Source organism: Streptomyces sp. NPDC002055, from assembly GCF_040296705.1.
Lineage (GTDB): Bacteria > Actinomycetota > Actinomycetes > Streptomycetales > Streptomycetaceae > Streptomyces.
The window spans coordinates 48,114-61,116 of record NZ_JBEOXS010000042.1 but is presented as its reverse complement, the minus strand read 5'-3'; the positions used below and the strand labels follow the sequence as shown (position 1 = coordinate 61,116).

At 72.2% G+C, this 13,003-nt stretch carries 11 protein-coding genes; 7 read left to right on the top strand and 4 right to left on the bottom strand.

Features of this window, described 5'->3' with window-relative positions:
• Window positions 1–510: 510 nt before the first annotated feature.
• Both ileS and ABT112_RS24270 read right to left on the bottom strand, forming a co-directional pair.
• Complete coding sequence (ileS, locus tag ABT112_RS24275) at window positions 511–3,654, bottom strand: isoleucine--tRNA ligase (RefSeq protein ID WP_351512869.1); 3,144 nt, start codon at window positions 3,652–3,654, stop codon at window positions 511–513.
• Between the two features lie 703 nt (window positions 3,655–4,357).
• A complete protein-coding gene (locus ABT112_RS24270; protein ID WP_351512867.1) occupies window positions 4,358–4,765 on the bottom strand; it encodes a hypothetical protein in 408 nt (135 codons plus the stop codon).
• Window positions 4,766–4,781: 16 nt separating this feature from the next.
• Between ABT112_RS24270 and ABT112_RS24265 the strand changes: the two genes are divergently transcribed.
• The 6 genes from ABT112_RS24265 to ABT112_RS24240 all read left to right on the top strand — a co-directional run bounded on the left by ABT112_RS24265 (window position 4,782) and on the right by ABT112_RS24240 (window position 9,898).
• The gene (locus ABT112_RS24265) at window positions 4,782–5,294 is read left to right on the top strand and encodes a TraR/DksA family transcriptional regulator (RefSeq protein WP_351512866.1); all 513 of its coding nucleotides are present in this window, start codon (window positions 4,782–4,784) and stop codon (window positions 5,292–5,294) included.
• Between the two features lie 89 nt (window positions 5,295–5,383).
• The gene (gene lspA, locus ABT112_RS24260) at window positions 5,384–5,950 is read left to right on the top strand and encodes a signal peptidase II (protein WP_351512864.1); all 567 of its coding nucleotides are present in this window, start codon (window positions 5,384–5,386) and stop codon (window positions 5,948–5,950) included.
• Between the two features lie 73 nt (window positions 5,951–6,023).
• A complete protein-coding gene (locus ABT112_RS24255; RefSeq protein ID WP_351512862.1) occupies window positions 6,024–6,965 on the top strand; it encodes an RluA family pseudouridine synthase in 942 nt (313 codons plus the stop codon).
• Window positions 6,962–7,444, top strand: coding sequence for a GNAT family N-acetyltransferase (locus tag ABT112_RS24250; RefSeq protein ID WP_351512860.1), 483 nt, complete (start codon window positions 6,962–6,964; stop codon window positions 7,442–7,444). The genes ABT112_RS24255 and ABT112_RS24250 overlap by 4 nt, the downstream gene beginning before the upstream one ends.
• Before the next feature lie 72 nt (window positions 7,445–7,516).
• Window positions 7,517–9,115 carry a Na+/H+ antiporter gene (locus ABT112_RS24245; RefSeq protein WP_351512858.1) on the top strand — a complete coding sequence of 533 codons (1,599 nt, stop codon included), beginning with the start codon at window positions 7,517–7,519 and terminating at the stop codon, window positions 9,113–9,115.
• Between the two features lie 36 nt (window positions 9,116–9,151).
• On the top strand, window positions 9,152–9,898 hold the full coding sequence (locus ABT112_RS24240; RefSeq protein WP_351512856.1) for an SDR family NAD(P)-dependent oxidoreductase: 747 nt from the start codon (window positions 9,152–9,154) through the stop codon (window positions 9,896–9,898).
• On the opposite strand, the gene ABT112_RS24235 is transcribed toward ABT112_RS24240, so the two are convergent.
• A complete protein-coding gene (locus ABT112_RS24235; RefSeq protein ID WP_351512879.1) occupies window positions 9,870–11,006 on the bottom strand; it encodes a mechanosensitive ion channel family protein in 1,137 nt (378 codons plus the stop codon). The two genes, ABT112_RS24240 and ABT112_RS24235, sit on opposite strands and share 29 nt — an antisense overlap.
• 102 nt (window positions 11,007–11,108) lie before the next feature.
• Between ABT112_RS24235 and ABT112_RS24230 the strand changes: the two genes are divergently transcribed.
• Window positions 11,109–11,690 carry a dienelactone hydrolase family protein gene (locus ABT112_RS24230; RefSeq protein ID WP_351512855.1) on the top strand — a complete coding sequence of 194 codons (582 nt, stop codon included), beginning with the start codon at window positions 11,109–11,111 and terminating at the stop codon, window positions 11,688–11,690.
• A 107-nt stretch (window positions 11,691–11,797) separates the two neighbouring features.
• Here ABT112_RS24230 and ABT112_RS24225 read toward each other — a convergent pair whose 3' ends face one another.
• Window positions 11,798–12,817, bottom strand: coding sequence for a zinc metalloprotease (locus tag ABT112_RS24225; protein ID WP_351512853.1), 1,020 nt, complete (start codon window positions 12,815–12,817; stop codon window positions 11,798–11,800).
• Window positions 12,818–13,003 lie beyond the last annotated feature (186 nt).

The following is a 13,003-nucleotide window of genomic DNA, read 5'->3' as shown; positions in this document are numbered from 1 at the left end:
GGGGCCCACAAATACACACGGAAGTTTCCGGAACCCCCACCCCTGCGCCCCCACCCCCTTGCGTTCACCCAGCCGCCGTGCGGCCCCACTCTCTTGCGTCCGGACCACCGGTTCGTCGTGGCGGGCTGCCGTGTTCGCCCGGTCCTGCGCCTCCGCCCCGTTGCGTTCACCTAGCCGCCCTGCGGCCCCGCGTCCTTGCGTTCACCCTGGCTTGCGGCCCCGCCCTCTTGGGTTCGGGTCAGCCCGGGCGGTGGCCCCGCGCCTCTGCCTTCACCTGGTCCGGCGGCGCCGCTCCTGGCGTTCACCCGGTCCTGGGTGGTCCGCTGCCGTCATGTCCGGACTGGGCCGGTGGTGCTGTGCCCCTTCGTATGCCTTGTCCTGGCGTTCGGCCGGGAGAGTCGTGGCGTAGCCCCCGCTTCGCGGTGAGTCCTGTTGCGTGCATGGCGGTTCTTGGGCGAGGTGGGGCATGGCGAAGGCCCCGCCGGGGGCGGGGCCTTCGGGGTGGGTGGGTCAGGAGTGCTTGCGGAGGCGGAAGGTGAGGCCGAGGGGCTCGTCCGTGAAGGGGTCGCCGTAGGTGTCGTCGGCCTCGCCGGGGGCGAAGTCCGTGGCCAGTACCTCGTCAGAGATCAGTGACCGGTGGTCGGTGAGGGCCTGGCGGACCTCGTCGTCCGCCGTCTCCCAGCGCAGGGCGATGCGGTCCGCGACGTCCAGGCCGCTGTTCTTCCGGGCCTCCTGGATCAGCCGGATCGCGTCGCGGGCCAGGCCCGCGCGGCGCAGTTCCGGGGTGATCTCCAGGTCGAGGGCGACGGTCGCGCCCGAGTCCGAGGCCACCGACCAGCCCTCGCGCGGGGTCTCGGTGATGATGACCTCCTCGGGGGAGAGGGGCACCGTCTCGCCGTCGACCTCGACCGAGGCGGTGCCCTCGCGGAGGGCGACCGAGAGGGCGGCGGCGTCCGCGTCGGCGATGGCCTTGGCGACGGGCTGGGTGCCCTTGCCGAAGCGCTTGCCGAGGGCGCGGAAGTTGGCCTTGGCGGTGGTGTCCACCAGGGAGCCGCCGACCTCGGAGAGCGCCGCCAGGCCACTGACGTTGAGCTCCTCGGCGATCTGGGCGCGGAGTTCGGCGTCCAGGGCCTCGAAGCCCGACGCGGCGACGAGGGCGCGGGAGAGCGGCTGGCGGGTCTTCACACCCGACTCGGCACGCGTCGCACGCCCCAGCTCCACCAGGCGGCGCACCAGCACCATGTGCGAGGAGAGCGCCGGGTCGATCAGCGAGGTGTCCGCCGTCGGCCAGGCCGTGAGGTGGACGGAGTCGGGGGCGTCCGGGGCCACCGGGACGACCAGGTCCTGCCAGACGCGTTCGGTGATGAACGGCACCATCGGGGCCATCAGGCGGGTGATCGTCTCGATCGACTCGTGCAGCGTGCGGAGCGCGGCCGGGTCGCCCTGCCAGAAGCGGCGGCGGGAGCGGCGCACGTACCAGTTCGACAGGTCGTCGACGAAGGTCGAGAGCAGCTTGCCCGCGCGCTGGGTGTCGTAGGACTCCAGGGCCTGGGTGACCTGCTCGGTGAGGGCGTTGAGCTCGCTCAGCAGCCAGCGGTCCAGCAGCGGACGCTCCGCCGGGGCCGAGTCCGCGGCGGACGGGGCCCAGCCGGAGGTGCGGGCGTACAGGGCCTGGAAGGCGACGGTGTTCCAGTAGGTGAGCAGCGTCTTGCGCACCACCTCCTGGATGGTGCCGTGGCCCACCCGGCGGGCGGCCCACGGGGAGCCGCCGGCCGCCATGAACCAGCGGACCGCGTCGGCGCCGTGCTCGTCCATCAGCGGGATCGGCTGGAGGATGTTGCCCAGGTGCTTGGACATCTTCCGGCCGTCCTCGGCGAGGATGTGGCCCAGGCAGACCACGTTCTCGTAGGACGACTTGTCGAAGACCAGGGTGCCGACCGCCATCAGCGTGTAGAACCAGCCGCGGGTCTGGTCGATGGCCTCGGAGATGAACTGCGCCGGGTACCGCTTCTCGAAGATCTCCTTGTTGCGGTACGGGTAGCCCCACTGCGCGAAGGGCATCGAGCCCGAGTCGTACCAGGCGTCGATGACCTCCGGGACCCGGGTCGCCTCCAGCGCGCAGCCGTCGGCGGTGCAGGTGAAGGTGATCTCGTCGATGTACGGACGGTGCGGGTCGAGCTCCGACTGGTCCGTGCCGGTGAGCTCGGAGAGCTCGGTGAGGGAGCCGACGCAGGTGAGGTGGTTCTCCTCGCAGCGCCAGATGGGCAGCGGGGTGCCCCAGTAGCGGTTCCGGGACAGGGCCCAGTCGATGTTGTTGTTGAGCCAGTCGCCGAACCGGCCGTGCTTCACGGCCTCCGGGTGCCAGTTGGTGCGCTCGTTCTCGCGCAGCAGGGCGTCCTTGACCGCGGTGGTGCGGATGTACCAGGACGGCTGGGCGTAGTAGAGCAGCGCGGTGTGACAGCGCCAGCAGTGCGGGTAGCTGTGCTCGTAGGGCAGGTGCCGGAAGAGCAGGCCGCGCTCGTCGAGGTCCTTGACCAGCGCCTCGTCGGCCTTCTTGAAGAAGCGGCCGCCGACCAGCGGCACGCTCTCCTCGAAGGTGCCGTCCGGGAGGACCGGGTTGACCACCGGGAGGCCGTAGGAGCGGCAGACCTTCAGGTCGTCCTCACCGAAGGCGGGGGACTGGTGGACCAGGCCGGTTCCGTCGTCCGTGGTGACGTAGTCGGCGTTGACGACGAAGTGCGCGTTCTCGATCTCGACCAGGGCGAACGGGCGCTCGTAGGTCCAGCGCTCCATCTCGGCTCCGGTGAAGCGCCGGCCGGTGGCCTCCCAGCCCTCGCCGAGGGCCTTCTCCAGCAGCGGCTCCGCGACGACCAGCTTCTCCTCGCCGTTCGTGGCGACGACGTAGGTCACCTCGGGGTGCGCGGCGACGGCGGTGTTGGAGACCAGGGTCCACGGGGTGGTCGTCCAGACCAGCAGGGCCGCCTCGCCCGCCAGCGGGCCCGAGGTGAGGGGGAAGCGGACGTAGACGGACGGGTCGACGACCGTCTCGTAGCCCTGCGCCAGCTCGTGGTCGGACAGGCCGGTGCCGCAGCGCGGGCACCAGGGGGCGACCCGGTGGTCCTGGACCAGCAGGCCCTTGCCGAAGATCTCCTTCAGCGACCACCAGACGCTCTCCACGTACTGCGGGTCCATGGTGCGGTAGGCGTCGTCCAGGTCGACCCAGTAGCCCATGCGCGTGGTGAGCTCGGCGAAGGCGTCGGTGTGCCGGGTCACCGACTCGCGGCACTTGGCGTTGAAGGCGGCGATGCCGTAGGCCTCGATGTCCTTCTTGCCGTTGAAGCCGAGCTCCTTCTCCACGGCGAGCTCCACGGGCAGGCCGTGGCAGTCCCAGCCGGCCTTGCGGCCCACGTGGTAGCCCTGCATGGTGCGGAACCGGGGGAAGACGTCCTTGAAGACGCGGGCCTCGATGTGGTGCGCGCCGGGCATGCCGTTGGCGGTCGGCGGGCCCTCGTAGAACACCCACTCCGGGCGGCCCTCGGACTGCTCGAGGCTGCGGGCGAAGACCTTGTTCTCGCGCCAGAAGTCGAGCACGGCGTGCTCGAGGGCGGGCAGGTCGACCTGGGCGGGTACCTGGCGGTACTGCGGCGTCGTCATCGGGGGTCTCTTCCTCCGGCGGACATGTCGGTTCCGTCGGAGGGACGAGAGCCCGGGGCTCCCGCGGTACCACCCTCCTTGGCCGTGGGCGGCGCCCCCGGCCCCCTCATTGGGACCGCGATGCCGGGTCTACTCGCTCCGCTGCGGAGCTTTCTTCCGGCGGCTCGGGGGTGATCTTCACGTCGCGCAGGCCCCCGGGCTCGCACCGTCCCCGGGTCGCTCATGGCTGCGTACGGCGCTACTCGTCCCCTTCCACGCCTTTCGCTGCGCCCAGTGTACGGGGAGTCGCCGACCGGGGCCGCCCCGTTTTCCGGCCCGCGCGGGCCTGGCCGGGGCGGGCGCGGTGTGACCCGGACGGCCCAGCGGGGACGCCGGTGCCTGCCGGGGCGGAGCGGGCGCGCGGGGCGGTGGGTGGTTACCGGGCCGGGAGCGGGGCACAACGGTTGCAGGTCCGCCCTGTCCGCGCGGTTCGGCAGGTGCCGGGCCTCCCGAGGGCCCCCGACCGGCGGCGTGCCCCGTTGCCGCGGGTCCGGAGTCGATTTATCGTCCCAGCACGATTCGCGTGCGAAATCACAGAATGTGAAGGGGCCGCGGCCATGGTGGCGAAGAAGACCGCCGTGAAGAAGACGGCGTCCGCCAGATCCGCCGGCGGTGCGTCCCGAAATTCACCGCCGAAGAAGAGCACCGTGAAGAAGTCCACCGTTCAGAAGACCGTAGCGGCGCCGCAGGACGGGAAACCGGCCGCGGCGAAGAAGCGCACGGCCGGCTCGGTGAAACCGGCACCGGACGAGAAGGCCCCGGCTCGTAAGACCGCGGCCCGGAAGACGGCTGCCGGGAAGGCCGCGTCCGGCACGGCACCGGCGAGCAAGACGGCGGCGAGCAAGACGGCGGCCGGCAAGGCTGCGGCGAGCAGGCCCGCGGCCCGGAAGGCGTCGGCGAAAAAGGCGGCCACGGAAAAGGCCGCCGCGGAAAAGGCCAGGAAACCGGCGGCGAAGAAGTCGGCGGCCGCCGCGGAGAAGGCGCCCGCGGCCCGCACGAGCCGGGCCACGAAGACCGTACCGGCGAAGAAGGCCGGAAAGGCGGCGACCGCCGCCCGGAAACCCGCTGACACGACGGGAGCCAGGACGGTGGTTGCGAAGAAGGCACGGGGCGGGGCTTCGTCCGCCAAGTCCGCCAAGAAGGTCCCGGCCGCCGCGGCGGCCGCGGCGACCGCCGTGCACCCGGCCGGCGCCGGAGCCGCCGGGCCCGGCGAGCTGCCGGTCCGGCCGGAGGAGGAGCCCTGGTCCGAGGAGGAGGTCGCGGAGGCCCGCGCCGAGCTCCGCGGCGAAGCCCTCCGGCTCGGTGCCGAGATCATCGCTTCCGAGGAGGCGATCACCGGCCTGATGCGCGACTCCGGCGACGGCGCCGGTGACGACCAGGCCGACACCGGCACGAAGAACATCACCCGGGAACACGAGCTGGCCCTCGCCGCCAACGCCCGGGAGATGCTGGAGCAGACCGAGCGCGCCCTGGAACGCCTCGACGCGGGGACCTACGGACTCTGCGAGTCCTGCGGGAATCCCATCGGCAAGGCGCGGATGCAGGCGTTCCCCCGCGCCACGCTCTGTGTCGAGTGCAAGCAGAAGCAGGAGCGCCACTGAACCGTCCGCGGGGGTGTGCCGTACTCTCGTCCTCAGCTCTACTCGGGCGGGGGACGTACCCCCACACGGACAGATACTGAGGGACATACGTGGCAGAGGCGGAGCGGATCATCGGTACTCCAGGTTCCCAGGAGCCGGCGCCGGAGCAGACCGAGGAGTCCGCACCCAGGGGGAAGCGGCGGATCGCGGTGCTGCTGGCGGTCGCCGCGACCGCCTATGCCCTGGATCTGTTCAGCAAGATGCTGGTGGTCGCGAAGCTGGAGCACCACGCGCCGGTGGAGATCGCGGGCGATCTGCTGCGGCTCGTGGCGATCCGCAACCCGGGCGCCGCCTTCGGCATCGGCCAGGCCCTGACCATCGTCTTCACCCTCATCGCGGCGACGGTGATCGTGGTGATCGCCCGGATCGCCCGCAAGCTGTACAGCGCCCCCTGGGCCATCGCGCTCGGCCTGCTGCTCGGCGGCGCCCTCGGGAACCTCACGGACCGGGTCTTCCGTTCCCCGGGCTTCCTCCAGGGCGCCGTGGTGGACTTCATCGCCCCCGCGCACTTCGCGGTCTTCAACCTCGCCGACTCCGCGATCGTCTGCGGCGGGGCCCTGATCGTGATCCTCTCGTTCCGCGGCCTGGACCCGGACGGCACGGTCCACAAGGACTGACCAACGGTCCACGAGGACCGGCCAGGAGGACGGGCGTACGAACCGTCTCCGCCGGTCCGGCATACTCGTCCGGGTGAGTACCCTTCCCGAGATCCGCACGCTGCCCGTACCCGACGGCCTGGAGGGCGAGCGCGTCGATGCCGCGATCGCCCGGATGTTCGGCTTCTCCCGGACCAAGGCCGCCGAGCTCGCCGCCTCCGGGAAGGTCCAGATCGACGGCAGCCCGGCCGGCAAGTCCGACCGGGTGAGCGGTGGCGCCTGGCTGGAGGTGGAGCTGCCGCAGGCCGCCCCACCGGTGCAGATCGTGGCCGAGCCCGTCGAGGGCATGGAGATCGTCCACGACGACGACGACATCGTCGTGATCATGAAGCCGGTCGGCGTCGCCGCCCACCCCAGCCCCGGCTGGACCGGCACCACCGTCATCGGCGGACTGGCCGCCGCCGGCTACCGGATCTCCACCTCCGGCGCAGCCGAGCGCCAGGGCATCGTGCACCGCCTCGACGTGGGCACCTCCGGGCTGATGGTCGTCGCCAAGTCCGAGCGCGCCTACAGCCTGCTCAAGCAGCAGTTCCGCGAGCGCACGGTCGACAAGCGCTACCAGGCCCTCGTCCAGGGCCACCCCGACCCGCTGAGCGGCACCATCGACGCCCCCATCGGCCGGCACCCGAACCACGACTACAAGTGGGCCGTCACCGCCGACGGCAAGCCGAGTGTCACCCACTACGACCTCATCGAGGCGTTCCGCGCCGCCAGCCTGCTCGACATCAAGCTGGAGACCGGCCGCACCCACCAGATCCGGGTGCACATGGCCGCCCACCGGCACCCCTGCGTCGGCGACCTCACCTACGGCGCGGACCCCACCCTCGCCAAGCGGCTGAAGCTCACCCGCCAGTGGCTGCACGCCGTCCGGCTCGGCTTCGAGCACCCCGCCGACGGGCGCTGGGTCGAGTTCGAGAGCGACTACCCCGAGGACCTGCGCAACGCCCTGGAGACCGTGCGCGCGGAGAGCGGATGACCTCGCCGCGCGCCTATGTGATCCGCGTCGCGGGCGAGGCCGACCGGGAGCGCTGCTTCGCCGTGCGCCGGGAGGTCTTCGTCCGCGAGCAGGGGGTCCCCGAGGAGGTGGAGCTGGACGCGTACGACGCGGACGCCCTCCATCTCCTCGCCGAGGGCCCCGGCGGGCCGCTGGGCACCGCGCGCGTGCTGCACGGCCCGGCGGTGGACCGGAAGTACGGCGCCTCGGGTGTCGACGGGTCGACCACCGCCGCCCTCGGCCGGCTCGCCGTGCGCGGCGCCGCCCGGGGCACGGGACTGGGCGCGGCGCTGGTCCGGGCCGTGGAGGAGCAGGCCCGGCTGCTCGGGCTCGGCGGCGTCCACCTGGAGGCACAGACCTCCGCGCTGGCCTTCTACGAGAAGCTCGGCTACACCGCCCACGGGCCGGTGTTCGACGAGGGCAGCGGCATACCCCACCAGGCGATGCACAAGCTGCTCTGACGGCCCGATGGTGCAGGTCGTGGCAGGCTGGAGGCTCTGCCCGGCCGCCCGAACGACTGGAGCGACACCACCGTGGACCAGCTGGCCCTGCTGTTCGCCCTGCTGCTCGGGGCCGTGGTCACGGTGCCGCTCGGCGACCGGCTGGGGCTGCCGTCGCCGGTGCTGATGACGCTGGGCGGGATCGTCCTCGCCCTGCTGCCGTTCGTGCCGAACGTCGATATTCCGCCCGAGTTCATCCTGCCGCTCGTCCTTCCGCCGCTGCTCTACGCCTCCGTGCAGCGCACCTCCTGGCGGCAGTTCACGGCCAACAAGCGGGCGATCTTCCTGCTCGCGGTGGCCCTGGTGTTCGTCACCACCGCGGCGGTCGCCGCGGTCGCGCAGGCCGTCGTCCCCGGGCTGCCGCTGGCCGCCGCCGTCGTGCTGGGCGCGCTGGTCGCCCCGCCCGACCCGATCGCGGCCACCGCCGTCGCCGGTTCGCTCGGGCTGCCCCGGCGCATGGTGTCGATCCTGGAGGGCGAGGGGCTGTTCAACGACGTCACCGCGATCGTGATCTACCACGCGGCGCTGGCGGCGGCCGTCGGCGGCAGCTTCTCGGCGCCGCGCGCCGCCGGCTCGCTGGTGCTCTCCGCGGTCGTCGCGGTGGCCGTCGGTCTCGCGCTGGGCTGGGTCGCCAACCACCTGATCGGGCTGCTCGGCGACGCGACCCTGCAGATCGGGCTCAGCCTGCTGGTGCCGTTCGTCTCCTACGTCCTGGCCGAGGAGCTCCACGGGTCCGGGGTGCTGGCCGTGCTCACCACCGCGCTGTTCCTCGCCGAGCGCACGGCCGACGCCGACGACGTCCTGGGGAGGGTGGCCGGCAACACCTTCTGGAGCGTCGTCGACACCCTGGTCACCGGTGTCGCGTTCGGGCTCATCGGCCTGGAGCTGCACAACCTGTTCGGTACCGCCTCCGGCCGCTGGGGCCAGCTGCTGGGTGCCAGCGCCGTCGTCGTCGGCGTCGTGGTGGGCGTCCGGCTGCTCTGGCTGCTGCCCGCCGCCTGGCTGGCCCGCCGGATGCACCGCCGCCGGGACATCGCCGAGGACATCCCGCTGACCTGGCGGGAGACGGTGGTCATGTGGTGGGCCGGGATGCGGGGTGTCGCCTCGGTCGCCCTGGCGCTCGCGATCCCGCTGACCGTCGACGGCGGCGGCCCGTTCCCCGCCCGCGAGGAGATCCTCTTCATCGCGTTCGCCGTGGTCATGGCCACCCTGGTGCTCCAGGGGCTGACCCTGCCGTGGCTGGTCAGACGGCTCGGCGTGCGGGCCGACACCGACGCCGAACGCGAGCACGAGCGCGTCCTCGCGCTGCGCGTCGCCAAGGCCGCCAAACGCCGGCTCCGGGAGATCGAGCAGGTGGAGGAGCTGCCGGAGGAGCTGTCCGAGCTGCTGCTGCGCCGGGCCTACGAGATCGGGGTGCGCATCTCCCCGGACATCATCGACGACGAGCGGCGGGAGACCCAGGAGAAGCGGATCGCGCGTATCCGGCGGGTGCAGCGGATCCAGGCGGAGATGCTGTCCGCGGCCCGCCACGAGGTGCTGGCGGCGCGCAGCGAGCCGGGCGCGGACCCCGAGGTGGTGGACCGGGTGCTGCACGAGCTCGATGTCCGCAGTCTCCGGGGGACCCCGCCGTAGACTGCGAGTCGATCTTCCGAAGGAGGGGCCGGTCGCATGGCGCGCACGGTGGTGATCAGCGGGGGCGGTACGGGCATCGGGCTGGCCACGGCGAGAGCGTTCGCCCGGGACGGCGACCGGGTGGTGCTGCTCGGGCGGCGGGCCGAGGTCCTCGAGCAGGCCGCGGCCGCGGTGCCCGGCGCGGTCGCCCGGGCCGTGGACCTGACCGACCCGGGGCAGACGCAGGAGGCGGCGCGGTTCATCTGCGAGCGCTTCGGCGCCGTGGACGTCCTGGTCAACAACGCGGGCGGGAACGGCGGCCTGGAGCCGCCGCCGGACACCGCCGATCCGCTGGCCGCCGTCGCCCACGACTGGACCGTCAACTTCCGGCTGAACGTGCACACCGCGGTGCTGCTGACCGAGGCGCTCCGCGACCACCTGGCCTCGCCCGGCGGGCGGCTGCTGTTCCTGAGCTCCATCGCCGCACTCCGCGGTTCGGGCTCCCACCCCTACGCCTCCGCCAAGGCGGCCCTGCACCCGTACGCCCAGGCCCTCGCCCGGTCGCTGGGGCCGCACGGCGTCACGGTGAACCTGGTCGCCCCCGGCTATGTCGAGGAGACCGGCTTCTTCGGCGGGGCCCTGCCCGACGAGCGTCACGACGCGCTGGTCGCCGAGACGCTCACCGGGCGGGCCGGAACCCCCGGGGACGTGGCGGAGACGCTGCACTGGCTCGCCTCGGCGGCGGCCGGCCACATCACCGCCCAGGTGATTCAGGTCAACGGTGGCGCCGAGCGCGGCCGTTAGGGCCGGGGGACTCGAACAGCACGTCGTCCTGGGGTGCGGAGTCCTGCGGCGCCGCGCCCCGAGGGGGGTCCTGGGGCGGCAGCACCGCCGGGGCGGTCGAGACCCGGGGCAGCGCGTACGGGTGCTCGTCCCGCAGCCAGGCGATCATCCGCTCCCGGAGGTCGCAGCGCACCGTCCACAGGGAATCCGCGTCCCGCGCGGTGACCAGCGCCCGGACCTCCATGGTGGTCGGGCCGGTGTCGGTGACCACGAGCGTCCAGTCCCGCCCGTCCCAGGCCGGGCAGTCCTGCACGATCTCGTGCGCCTTCTCCCGCATGGCCTCCACCGGAGCGGTGTGGTCGAGCTGGAAGAAGACCGTGCCGGTCATCTGCGGCCCGCCGCGCGACCAGTTCTCGAACGGCTTGCTGGTGAAGTACGACACCGGCATCGTGATCCGGCGCTCGTCCCAGGTCTTCACGGTCAGGAAGGTCAGCGTGATCTCCTCGACCGTCCCCCACTCGTCGTCCACCACGACCGTGTCGCCGATCCGCACCATGTCGCCGAAGGCGATCTGCAGCCCGGCGAAGAGGTTGCCCAGCGTGGACTGCGCGGCGATACCGGCGACGATGCCCAGCAGACCGGCCGACGCCAGCATCGAGGTCCCGACCGCGCGCATCTCGGGGAAGGTCAGCAGCATCGCGGCCGCCGCCACCACCCCGACGATCGCGGTGACCACCCGCTGGATCAGCGTGACCTGGGTGCGCACCCGGCGCACCCGGGCGGGGTCACGGGTCGCCGTGGCGTAGCGGGAGTACGTGGACTCCACGATCGCGGTGGCGATCCGCATCACCAGCCAGGCCGTCGCTCCGATCAGCACCAGGGTGAGCAGCTGACCGATCGCGGCGGTGTGGCTGCGGGCCAGGTGGGCCTGGTTGTACGAACCGCGCAGCAGCGCCGCGCAGAGCACGAACTGGAAGGGAATGCGGCAGCGCCGCAGCAGACCCCACAGCGGGGTCTCCGGGTGGCGGGCGTCGCTCCGGCGCAGGCCTTGGTCGACGAGCCAGCCGATCACCAGGGTGATCGCGATCGAGCCGCCGATCACGAGCAGCGGACGCAGCACGTCCTCCATGGACACCTCAGCTCCTTTCAACGCTTACGGCAGTCCGCGTACCCACGACCGTAGCTGGCACGATGTGAGAAGTGCGATACACCGAGAGCTAAGGGAAACCAGGTGCCGTCCTCCTCGACGATTGTTCTGTTCCACTCGGCCCACGGCCTGCGTCCGGCCGTCGGGGCGGCTGCCGACCGGCTCCGCGCCGCCGGGCACGAGGTCCATGTGCCGGACCTCTACGACGGGCGCACGGCCGACACCGTCGAGGAAGGCATGGCGATCAAGGACGAGATCGGCCAGGACGAGCTGCTGCGGCGCGCCGTCACCGCCGTGGCGCCGCTCTCCGACCGCGGGCTGGTCTACGCGGGCTTCTCGCTCGGCGGCTCCATCGCCCAGAATCTCGCCCTGGCCGACGAGAAGGCCCGCGGCCTGCTGCTCCTGCACGGCACCTCCGACCTCGCCGACGACGCCTCGACCGACGAGCTGCCGGTCCAGCTGCACGTCGCCGACCCCGACCCGTTCGAGCCGCAGGACTGGCTGAACGCCTGGTACCTGCGGATGCGGCGGGCCGGGGCGGACGTGGAGGTCTACCGCTACCCGGGTGCCGGGCACATCTTCACCGACCCCGAGCTGCCGGACTACGACGCCGAGGCGGCGGAGTCGCTCTGGCCGGTGGCGCTGGCCTTCCTCGCGGAGCTCTGACCCGGAGCCCCGGGCGGTCCGGGCAGCCCCCGGCAGGCACGCGGAACGCCCCGCCGCACTGGGGGTGCGACGGGGCGTTCCGGGCTGCGTGCCGCGCGGGCGGTGGATCAGCTGGCGCGGTAGGCGTACCAGGACTGGGTCATCCGCTCGACCTGACCCGGGGTGAAGAGGGTCATGCACGAGTCGTACGTGTAGTCCATGAAGTTGCGGATCGGGTCCAGGCCCTCGGCGGCGCAGGTGTCACGGCCGACCGGGCACGCGAACGCGGGGCTCGCCTCGGGGGCGGTGTCGGCGACGTAGTCGTTCGGCTCCGAGCAGCCGTCCTGGAAGGTGTGGTACAGGCCCATCCAGTGACCGACCTCGTGGGTGGCGGTGTCGCCCTCGTTGTAGTCCGCGGCCGAGCCGCCGGGCAGCGACTCGTCCAGGACGACGACGCCGTCCATCTTCGGGTCGTCCGGGTACCACTCGGGGAAGGTCGCCCAGCCGAGCAGACCGCCGCCGAGGCCCGCGGAGTAGATGTTGAGCGCGCTGGAGCCGCCCTTGCGGAGCTTGGTCTTCATGTCACGCTCGGCGGAGCCGTCCGGCTCCATGCCGTTGTACCACTCGGCGCTCTCGGTGTAGTCGGTCTTGACCAGCTTGAACTTGAACTGGCTGGTGGTGTTGCCGTCGCCCTTGCCGGCGAAGGCCTCGTTGAGGACCTTCATCTGGCCCTCGACGTCCGCGGCGCCGAGCTTGCCCTTGTCACCGTCGTGCACCACGTGGAAGTACACCGGGATCGTGGTCGACGCGGCCGCCTTGGCCGCCAGCAGCTTGCCCTGGGGCGACTTGCGGAGCTGGCCGACTCTTCGCTGCAGGTCTCTGTCCATGGCCTCGGCCTCGGAGGCGGAGACGTCGTTCGGCTCGTGTGCGGTGGCGCTGCCCAGGCCGCTCGCCGGGTCCGCCTTCCGCGCCGTCGCGCTCGGGGCGCTGCCGTCGGGGCACTTCTCGGCCTTGGTTCCGGAGGGGGCCTTGGCGTTCACGGCGCCGGCTGTGGGGGTCAGCGGGGTGAAGGCCAGGGCACCCGCCAGCAGGGCGGTGCCGATGAGACGTTGGCGAAGACGCGGGGATATTCGGGCCGTTGCGCGCATCTGGGCTCCTCGCGGACACGGTGTCAGGTGGGATTTCCTCCTGCCGTGCCGGGAGATTACGAGGCGGTGTGAGCGCTTCAGCAGGTCCTAACTGGCCCAATCAAACGTCTGGGGCAATTGGGGCGTTGGGGAGAGATCTACCGACACTCTGGGCACTGTGAGACACGTCCGTAACGCCCGAGGTGG

Coding starts and splice junctions, on each gene's coding strand:
- ileS (WP_351512869.1), bottom strand. CDS start 3,654: ATGACGACGCCGCAGTACCGCCAGGTACCCGCCCAGGTCGACCTGCCC.
- ABT112_RS24240 (WP_351512856.1), top strand. CDS start 9,152: ATGGCGCGCACGGTGGTGATCAGCGGGGGCGGTACGGGCATCGGGCTG.
- ABT112_RS24250 (WP_351512860.1), top strand. CDS start 6,962: ATGACCTCGCCGCGCGCCTATGTGATCCGCGTCGCGGGCGAGGCCGAC.
- ABT112_RS24225 (WP_351512853.1), bottom strand. CDS start 12,817: ATGCGCGCAACGGCCCGAATATCCCCGCGTCTTCGCCAACGTCTCATC.
- ABT112_RS24235 (WP_351512879.1), bottom strand. CDS start 11,006: ATGGAGGACGTGCTGCGTCCGCTGCTCGTGATCGGCGGCTCGATCGCG.